General features: G+C 42.5%; 7 protein-coding genes, 1 tRNA gene and 1 pseudogene. 7 read left to right on the plus strand and 2 right to left on the minus strand.

Annotated features, from left to right (window positions below):
• The 7 genes and pseudogenes from B3763_RS01005 to rplT all read left to right on the plus strand — a co-directional run.
• Positions 1–191: pseudogene (locus tag B3763_RS01005) on the plus strand (hypothetical protein); the annotation flags it as partial.
• A 151-nt stretch (positions 192–342) separates the two neighbouring features.
• Positions 343–1,032 (plus strand): TrmH family RNA methyltransferase, encoded by a 690-nt coding sequence (locus tag B3763_RS01010; RefSeq protein WP_189630024.1) that lies wholly within the window; start codon positions 343–345, stop codon positions 1,030–1,032.
• Between the two features lie 85 nt (positions 1,033–1,117).
• A complete protein-coding gene (locus B3763_RS01015) occupies positions 1,118–3,628 on the plus strand; it encodes a DUF5686 and carboxypeptidase-like regulatory domain-containing protein (protein ID WP_286742699.1) in 2,511 nt (836 codons plus the stop codon).
• A gap of 109 nt (positions 3,629–3,737) precedes the next feature.
• The gene (thrS, locus tag B3763_RS01020) at positions 3,738–5,696 is read left to right on the plus strand and encodes a threonine--tRNA ligase (RefSeq protein WP_189630026.1); all 1,959 of its coding nucleotides are present in this window, start codon (positions 3,738–3,740) and stop codon (positions 5,694–5,696) included.
• A gap of 88 nt (positions 5,697–5,784) precedes the next feature.
• Positions 5,785–6,336: a translation initiation factor IF-3 gene (gene infC, locus B3763_RS01025; protein ID WP_189630027.1), complete on the plus strand. Its 552-nt coding sequence runs from the start codon at positions 5,785–5,787 to the stop codon at positions 6,334–6,336.
• 19 nt (positions 6,337–6,355) lie between these two features.
• Complete coding sequence (rpmI, locus tag B3763_RS01030; protein ID WP_189630028.1) at positions 6,356–6,550, plus strand: 50S ribosomal protein L35; 195 nt, start codon at positions 6,356–6,358, stop codon at positions 6,548–6,550.
• Between the two features lie 82 nt (positions 6,551–6,632).
• A complete protein-coding gene (gene rplT, locus B3763_RS01035) occupies positions 6,633–6,977 on the plus strand; it encodes a 50S ribosomal protein L20 (RefSeq protein WP_189630029.1) in 345 nt (114 codons plus the stop codon).
• 49 nt (positions 6,978–7,026) lie between these two features.
• Here the strand turns inward: rplT and B3763_RS01040 are convergent, their stop codons facing one another.
• Both B3763_RS01040 and B3763_RS01045 read right to left on the minus strand, forming a co-directional pair.
• The gene (locus B3763_RS01040) at positions 7,027–7,455 is read right to left on the minus strand and encodes a hypothetical protein (RefSeq protein ID WP_286742706.1); all 429 of its coding nucleotides are present in this window, start codon (positions 7,453–7,455) and stop codon (positions 7,027–7,029) included.
• Positions 7,456–7,576: 121 nt separating this feature from the next.
• Positions 7,577–7,639 (minus strand) — tRNA-Met (locus tag B3763_RS01045).

Genomic DNA, 7,639 nt, shown 5'->3' on the forward strand with positions numbered 1-7,639 from the left:
AAGAACCTGAAGCTGAGCAAAAAGATGAACCACAGGAGGGCCCGGCAGAGGCAAAACCTGAGGCTGATAAAGCCAAGCCTGCCGATGACAGCTCGAAGCCGGAAAAGGTAGACCCCAAGCCATCTGGAAAAAAGGGAGGAGAAGATAAAACAGGAGGATATAATGTGGGCGAGACCATCGACTTGTTTTAGTAGGTAAGGCCTGCCGGAATAGGTATAAATAGGGGTATTAGGGCAGCGAGGTTGTTTACTTGGCACAAACACATAAACCTTTAGGGTTAAGGTTCAATAATATTGTTTGTTCATCTACTGAGCTGTCGGGTTATCCCTGACAGCTTTTTTTATGAAAGAGAAAGTAAATTTAGAGCTATTGCGTTATTTGGAGGGCTTTGTTACCCCCAACAAGATTAAGCTCATTCAAGAGGTTTTGGCACATCGAACCCGACACGTAAGTGTTGTAATGGAAGATTTTTACCATTCGCAAAATGCCAGTGCCGTTATGCGCACCTGCGATTGCTTTGGAGTGCAGGATGTGTACATAACTCAGAGGCTGCACGATTATAACGTGAACCCTAATGTGGTAAGAGGTGCCTCCAAGTGGCTTTCGATTCACAAGTTTGATCGTGAGGAGCAGAGCACCCGAAAGTGCTTTAAAGAACTGCGAAGTAAGAATTATCGCATAGTGGGTACAACCCCAAACCCCAATTGTGCATCTATATATGAGTTAGATTTAGAGCAACCGCTGGCTGTGGTTTTTGGAACCGAAAAACAAGGGCTTTCAGACTATGCCAAACAGGAGGTAGACCAATTGGTGTATATTCCTATGTATGGATTTACAGAGTCTTTCAATGTTTCGGTGAGCGCAGCACTTATTTTAAATGAATTGGTCAACAGGCTAAAAAAATCTGCCATACCATGGCAGCTTAGCCAGGAAGAAAAACACACACTGACATTCGAATGGTATCAGCAAATTGTAAAGAGGTCCGACCTGCACATCAAAAACTTTTTGCAGGAACAATCCGGCAAGAAGTGACGTTGTGCACATTATCTGTTCAATCCAGTTACTTTTTATCCGGCCATAACGTTACACTAAAGTTCTACAACCAAAAAATTCAAAATTGAAAACAACCATTTGTTCGGTTCTGTTGGCCTTGTGGTGCATAAGCCACTGTGTCTTTGGTCAGACCATTATAGAAGGAAAGGTTACTGATGCAGAAACAGGAGACCCAATACCCTTTGCCAGCGTGTACTTTCAAGGGACCACCATTGGTGTTCCAACCGATTTTGATGGTTTTTATCGTATAAAAGGTGAGGCCAAAAGCGATACCTTGGTGGTTTCCTACATTGGCTATGAAACCAAAACAAAGGCTTACCAAAAAGGAGTAACCCAAACCATTAATTTTCAGCTCAACCCTGAAGCAACCGCTTTGAGCGATTTTGTGGTAACAGCCGGGAAAGTAGAAAACCCGGCCTTTGATATACTTAGGCAGGTAATGGATCATAAACCCATGAACGACAAGCGAAGGTTAGCTGCCTATGAGTTTGATAGCTACAACAAAATTGAAATTGATGTAGACAATATTTCAGATAAGCTGAGGCAAAAGAAGTTTATGAGAAAAATTGCGGCAGTCCTAGACTCCATAGAGGTTATTGCAGGAGAAGACGGAAAGCCCATTTTGCCCCTTTTTATTTCCGAATCGCTATCAAGATACTATTACCGGTCCGACCCTAGACTTTCTAAAGAAGAAGTGCTCAAAACCAAAATAACCGGGGTGGGTATTGAAGACGGAAGTCTAATTTCACAAGTCATAGGTTCATCCTTTCAGCAATACAATTTTTACCAAAACCGAATGAATATTGTTGAGAAGGAGTTTGCCTCGCCCATTGCCGATGGCTGGAGAATTCTCTATGACTATGTGCTGGAAGATTCGGTGACTATTGGTGGAGAGTTTTGTTACCTGCTCGATTTTAAACCTAAAAACGATCAGGAGCTGGCCTTTGTAGGTAAAATGTGGATTACCAAAAGAGACTTTGCCATAAAACAAATAGATGCTACGGTGCAGCGTACGGCCAATCTTAATTTTATTGAGAAAATTAAAATTCAACAAGAATTAGACAGGGTAGAAAACGGAGCCTGGTTGCCGGTAAAAACCCGTGTGCTTGTAGATGTGGCCGAAATAACCAATAAATCGGCCGGTTTCCTGGCTAAATTCTATACCTCCAACCAAAACCTGAGAGTTACAGAACCAAAAGACACCCGGTTCTTTGAGCGTGCTATTGAACTTTCGGAGCAATCGCGCGAATATGATGAAAGCTTTTGGGAGCAAAACCGACACGATAAGCTCACTCCAACAGAGATTAATGTAATCTCTATGATTGATACCCTTAAAAACATACCCATAGTAAAAACATGGACCACTCTGGCTAAAACCTTTGCCAGAGGTTATGTGGAGGTAGGGTCGTTCGATCTGGGGCCATGGCCCTTTTTACTCGGAAACAATAATATTGAAGGATGGCGTGTTCGTGTGGGAGGAAGAACCAATGAGCACTTTAGCCGAAGATGGCAGTTCAATGGCTACATGGCTTATGGTTTCGATGACGAGAAGTACAAATATGGCTTGGGAGCCACTTGGATTGCTGACCGAAACAACTGGACTACCTTCAATGTCAATTACCGAAAAGACATAGATCAGTTCGGAATTCAACCCGATGCCCTTACCGATATTGATGGTGGAACTGCCTTTCTGGCCCTTACTCAACTAGGAAATCTCGTTCGGCCGTTTAGATACGAAAGTTATCAATTAGGAGCTTTCAGGCAGTTTTCGCGTGCCTTTTCAGCCGGAATTTTACTTACCAACAAAAGCTTTCAGCCGGAATTCGATTTTAGGTACAGAACCAATTTGGAGAAACCCGATAGCCCCTTAGGGACAGATTTCTCTACCTCAGAAGTAACGCTGAGGTTAAAATATGCCAGAGACGAATCGTTCATTATTAACGACAACAGTCGAATAAGTCTGGGAACCTTGCGCTGGCCCATGTTTATGGCTTCGGTTACCCGTGGCTTTAAGGGAGTGGCAGGAGGAGATTTTGACTATACAAGAATTAATTTTGGTGTTCAGCAGAGGCTCAAGCTTGGCTTCTGGGGAGTATCCAACTACCAGATCAATGCCGGCCATACGTTCGAAGACCTGCCATATACTCTATTGAACGCCCATATTGGAAACGAACAAATTGTGTATACCACCATAGCCTTCAATACCATGCAGTTCTATGAGTTTGTGAGTCAGTCATACGCCTCTTTACGTTATCAGCACCAGTTTGGTGGGTTCATCCTCAACCGGGTTCCGTTAGTTAGAAAACTAAAGTGGCGACTAGTAGGTACGGGCAATATTCTTTTTGGCGGAGTGAGTCAAAGCACCCTGGATGTGCAGGCACTAACCGATGAAAATGGAAACTCTCTGCCACAGTTTGATGTGCTGGAAAACGGACGGCCTTTTGCCGAAGTTGGGGTTGGGGTAGAAAATATTTTTAAGTTCTTTAGGGTAGACTATATCAGGCGCCTTACCTATCTGGAAAATCCAGGTGTCGAAAAATCAGCCATAAAGTTTAGCTTTAATCTTAGTCTCTAGTTATAAAATCAGTGCTTAGCACAAGGCTATGCAGATTTAAATTGCATATTTGCAGCCTGAATAGATTTTAACCCAAACTGATGGTTTGTAGCATCAGAAAACGATTAAAATGAGCAATCAAGAGATCAAAATCACACTACCCGATGGCAGCGAGAAAGTATTCTCCAATGGGGCCACTGCCATGGATGTTGCCCTGAGTATTAGCGAAGGCCTGGCCAGAAACGTATTGGCTGCCGAAGTAAACGGAGAGGTATGGGATGCCAACCGCCCAATTACCCAAGATGCCACGGTTAAACTTCTTACCTGGAACGATGAAGATGGAAAGGCTACTTTCTGGCACTCTTCGGCTCACCTGATGGCCGAAGCACTGGAAGCGCTATATCCGGGGATAAAATTCGGAATAGGTCCGGCCATTGAGAATGGCTACTACTATGATGTAGACTTTGGCGATAAAGAATTTGATGCCAGCGAGCTGGAGCAAATTGAAAAGAAAATGCTCGAGTTGGCGCGCGAAAAAAATAATTATGAAAGAAAGGAAGTAGCCAAACAAGATGCCATCGCCTACTTTAAAGAGAAGGGTGATGAATATAAGTTAGAACTTCTTGATGGGCTTGAAGATGGCTCCATCACTTTTTATACCCAAGGAAATTTTACCGACCTGTGTCGTGGTCCTCACATACCCAATACCGGGTTTATAAAAGCTGTAAAGCTTCTCAATGTGGCCGGAGCTTATTGGCGTGGCGATGAAAAAAGAAAGCAGCTTACCCGAATTTACGGTATAACCTTCCCTAAACAGAAAGAGCTTTCCGAGTTTCTTCATAACCTGGAAGAAGCCAAAAAGAGAGATCATAGAAAACTGGGGAAAGAATTAGAGCTTTTTACATTTTCTGAAAAAGTAGGAATGGGCTTGCCGCTTTGGTTGCCTAAAGGTACCAGGCTTAGAGAGCGACTGGAAGGCTTTATGCGTAAGGCTCAGGTAAAGGCCGGCTACGACCCTGTGGTTACACCTCATATTGGACACAAGAATTTATATGTGACTTCAGGCCATTACGAGAAGTACGGAGAAGATTCGTTCAAACCCATACAAACACCCAATGAAGGGGAGGAGTTTTTACTAAAACCCATGAACTGCCCCCACCATTGCGAAATTTACAACTCCAAACCTCGCTCTTATAAAGATTTACCTCTTCGATTAGCCGAGTTTGGTACAGTGTATCGCTACGAACAAAGTGGAGAGCTTCATGGGCTTACGCGTGTAAGAGGGTTTACGCAAGACGATGCGCACATTTTCTGTAGGCCCGACCAGGTGAAAGATGAATTTAAAAAGGTTATAGACCTGGTGCTTTACGTATTTTCTTCACTTGGTTTCGAAGATTATGTAGCTCAAATAAGTTTAAGAGATCCGGAAAATAAGCAAAAATACATTGGCGAGGACCATTTATGGGAACAAGCCGAAGCCGCTATTCAAGAAGCAGCCGTAGAAAAAGGATTAAAAACCGTGACTGAATTGGGTGAGGCTGCATTCTACGGCCCTAAGCTCGATTTTATGGTCAAAGATGCTCTGGGCCGAAAATGGCAGCTTGGAACCATTCAGGTAGACTATACGCTGCCCGAACGGTTCAAACTAGAGTACACCGGGTCAGACAATCAAAAGCACAGACCGGTAATGATTCACCGTGCACCGTTTGGTTCGCTTGAGCGCTTCGTAGCCGTGTTAATTGAACATTGTGCCGGAGAGTTTCCGTTGTGGCTCACTCCAGACCAGGTAGCTATTCTGCCTATTTCCGAAAAATATGCTGACTATGCACAAGAAGTATATACTGCGCTGGAGGCAGCCGATATTACCGGATTTATAGATCACAGAGACGAAAAAATAGGTAGGAAAATCAGAGATGCCGAAGTAAAGAAAATCCCTATTATGCTTATTGTGGGAGAAAAAGAAGCAGCCGAAGGTCAGGTTTCTGTCAGAAAACACGGACAGGGAGATCAAGGGAGTATGTCGGTAGATGATTTTATTGTTTATTTTAACAAAGAGAAAAGTGCATCTTTAGGTACTGTTCCAGTATAATATCGTCTGGAGTAGTTGTTGATTATTAGAAAATAATACCGATATTTGCAGTCATTTTTAACAAAACAAGGAGGTTACAATCGCTAAAATGAGAAGGAACTACCCGCAAAGAGGCAGGGTAGAAGAACCGTACAAGGTCAATGAAAGAATTTCGGCACCCGAAGTAAGGGTAGTCGGTGAAAACGTAGAGCAGGGAATTTTTCCATTAAAACAGGCTTTACAGATGGCTGCAGAGCAAAGCCTTGACCTTGTGGAGATTTCTCCTACAGCGAAACCGCCCGTGTGTAAAATAATTGATTACTCTAAGTTCAAGTACGAGCAAAAGAAGAAGCAAAAGGAGATAAAAGCCAAAGCTTCCAAAACAGTAATCAAGGAAATTAGATTTGGACCCAATACCGATGATCACGATTTTGAGTTCAAGCTAAAGCACGCAATTAACTTTCTTAAAGAAGGGGCAAAGGTGAAAGCCTATGTACACTTTAAAGGAAGGACAATTGTATACAAAGAAAGAGGCGAGATTTTGCTCTTGAAATTCGCCCAGGCTTTGGAAGAGTACGCCAAAGTAGAGCAGTTGCCAAAACTAGAAGGAAAAAGAATGTTCTTGTTTTTGGCACCTAAGAGCGCAGGAAAGAAAAGTTAGTAAAACTAATATTTATAAAATGCCTAAAGTAAAAACTAAATCTGGAGCGAAAAAGCGTTTCAAGTTGACAGGAACCGGCAAAATCAAAAGAAAGCACGCTTTCAAAAGCCACATCCTGACTAAAAAAGAAACGAAGCAGAAGCGTAATTTGACTCACATGGGCTTGGTACACAAGTCTGATGAGGCAAACGTGAAGCACATGCTCAACATCTAAAAAAACCTTAAGGTTTAATGTTTAACCGGAGTTTTGGTATTAAGTTCTCTCTGAGACGCCAAAAATCAAAAACAACAGGAAAATGCCAAGATCAGTAAATACTGTAGCGTCTAGAGCGCGAAGAAAAAGAGTTCTGAAATTAGCCAAGGGCTATTGGGGACGTAGAAAAAATGTTTGGACTGTAGCTAAAAATGCAGTTGAAAAAGGTCTCACTTATTCTTACAGAGACAGAAAAGCCAAGAAGAGAGAATTCAGAAAACTTTGGATTCAGAGAATCAATGCCGGTGCCAGAGAGCATGGTATGTCTTACTCTCAACTAATGGGTAAAATTGGTAAGTCTGGAATTGAATTGAACAGAAAGGTTCTTGCCGACTTAGCGATGAATCATCCGGAAGCTTTCAAAGCAGTAGTAGATAAGGTAAAGTAAATTACCATTCAGATAATATATGCAAGCCCCTGCCGAAAGGTTGGGGCTTTTATTTTAGATAGAGTTTAGTGGAATGTAAAAAGACGACTTTGGTAGATCCGTTTTCTTTAACTACTAATGCACTTTCTAACCACGATCTGTCCGGTGGAATGATTCCCTGATTGAAATAACTAATGTGGCCGGTATTGTCGATTATGGTTATTCGTTCCTCATTTACAGACCACTTTCTGCCCAGCGTAGCCGGCATTAATGCCAACAGACTGTCAGTATTCCAAATCTCGTCATGTTCAAACATATAGAAGTCTTTGCTAAGGGTTTGCTTCAGTAGTAGACTGTCGCCATTAGCCAAGGCTTCAAAGAATTGCTCAATGCAGGTAGTCACTTCTTTCTCGCTAATAGCTGCATTTTTGGGCGTATGATTAACGTCACAGGCTAGCAGTAATAGTAGAATGAGTGATGATAGGGTAGTCTTTTTCATAAAGTTCAATATGGCGAAAAATGCCAATTATAGAATCCATTCTATTAGTAGGGAATATGGTTTTAGAACAGAAAGATTGTAAGAAACAAAAAAAGCAGCTCAGTGAGCTGCTTTCCGGTAGCGAGGACGGGAGTTGAACCCGTGACCTCAGGGTTATGAATCCTGCGCTCTAACCAACTGAGCT

The organism is Roseivirga sp. UBA1976 (assembly GCF_002336325.1).
GTDB lineage: Bacteria > Bacteroidota > Bacteroidia > Cytophagales > Cyclobacteriaceae > Roseivirga > Roseivirga thermotolerans.

What these genes read in the sequence shown, in the direction of transcription:
- B3763_RS01010 (WP_189630024.1), top strand. Translation starts at nt 343, where the DNA reads ATGAAAGAGAAAGTAAATTTAGAGCTATTGCGTTATTTGGAGGGCTTT.
- infC (WP_189630027.1), top strand. Translation starts at nt 5,785, where the DNA reads ATGAGAAGGAACTACCCGCAAAGAGGCAGGGTAGAAGAACCGTACAAG.
- rplT (WP_189630029.1), top strand. Translation starts at nt 6,633, where the DNA reads ATGCCAAGATCAGTAAATACTGTAGCGTCTAGAGCGCGAAGAAAAAGA.
- rpmI (WP_189630028.1), top strand. Translation starts at nt 6,356, where the DNA reads ATGCCTAAAGTAAAAACTAAATCTGGAGCGAAAAAGCGTTTCAAGTTG.
- thrS (WP_189630026.1), top strand. Translation starts at nt 3,738, where the DNA reads ATGAGCAATCAAGAGATCAAAATCACACTACCCGATGGCAGCGAGAAA.
- B3763_RS01040 (WP_286742706.1), bottom strand. Translation starts at nt 7,455, where the DNA reads ATGAAAAAGACTACCCTATCATCACTCATTCTACTATTACTGCTAGCC.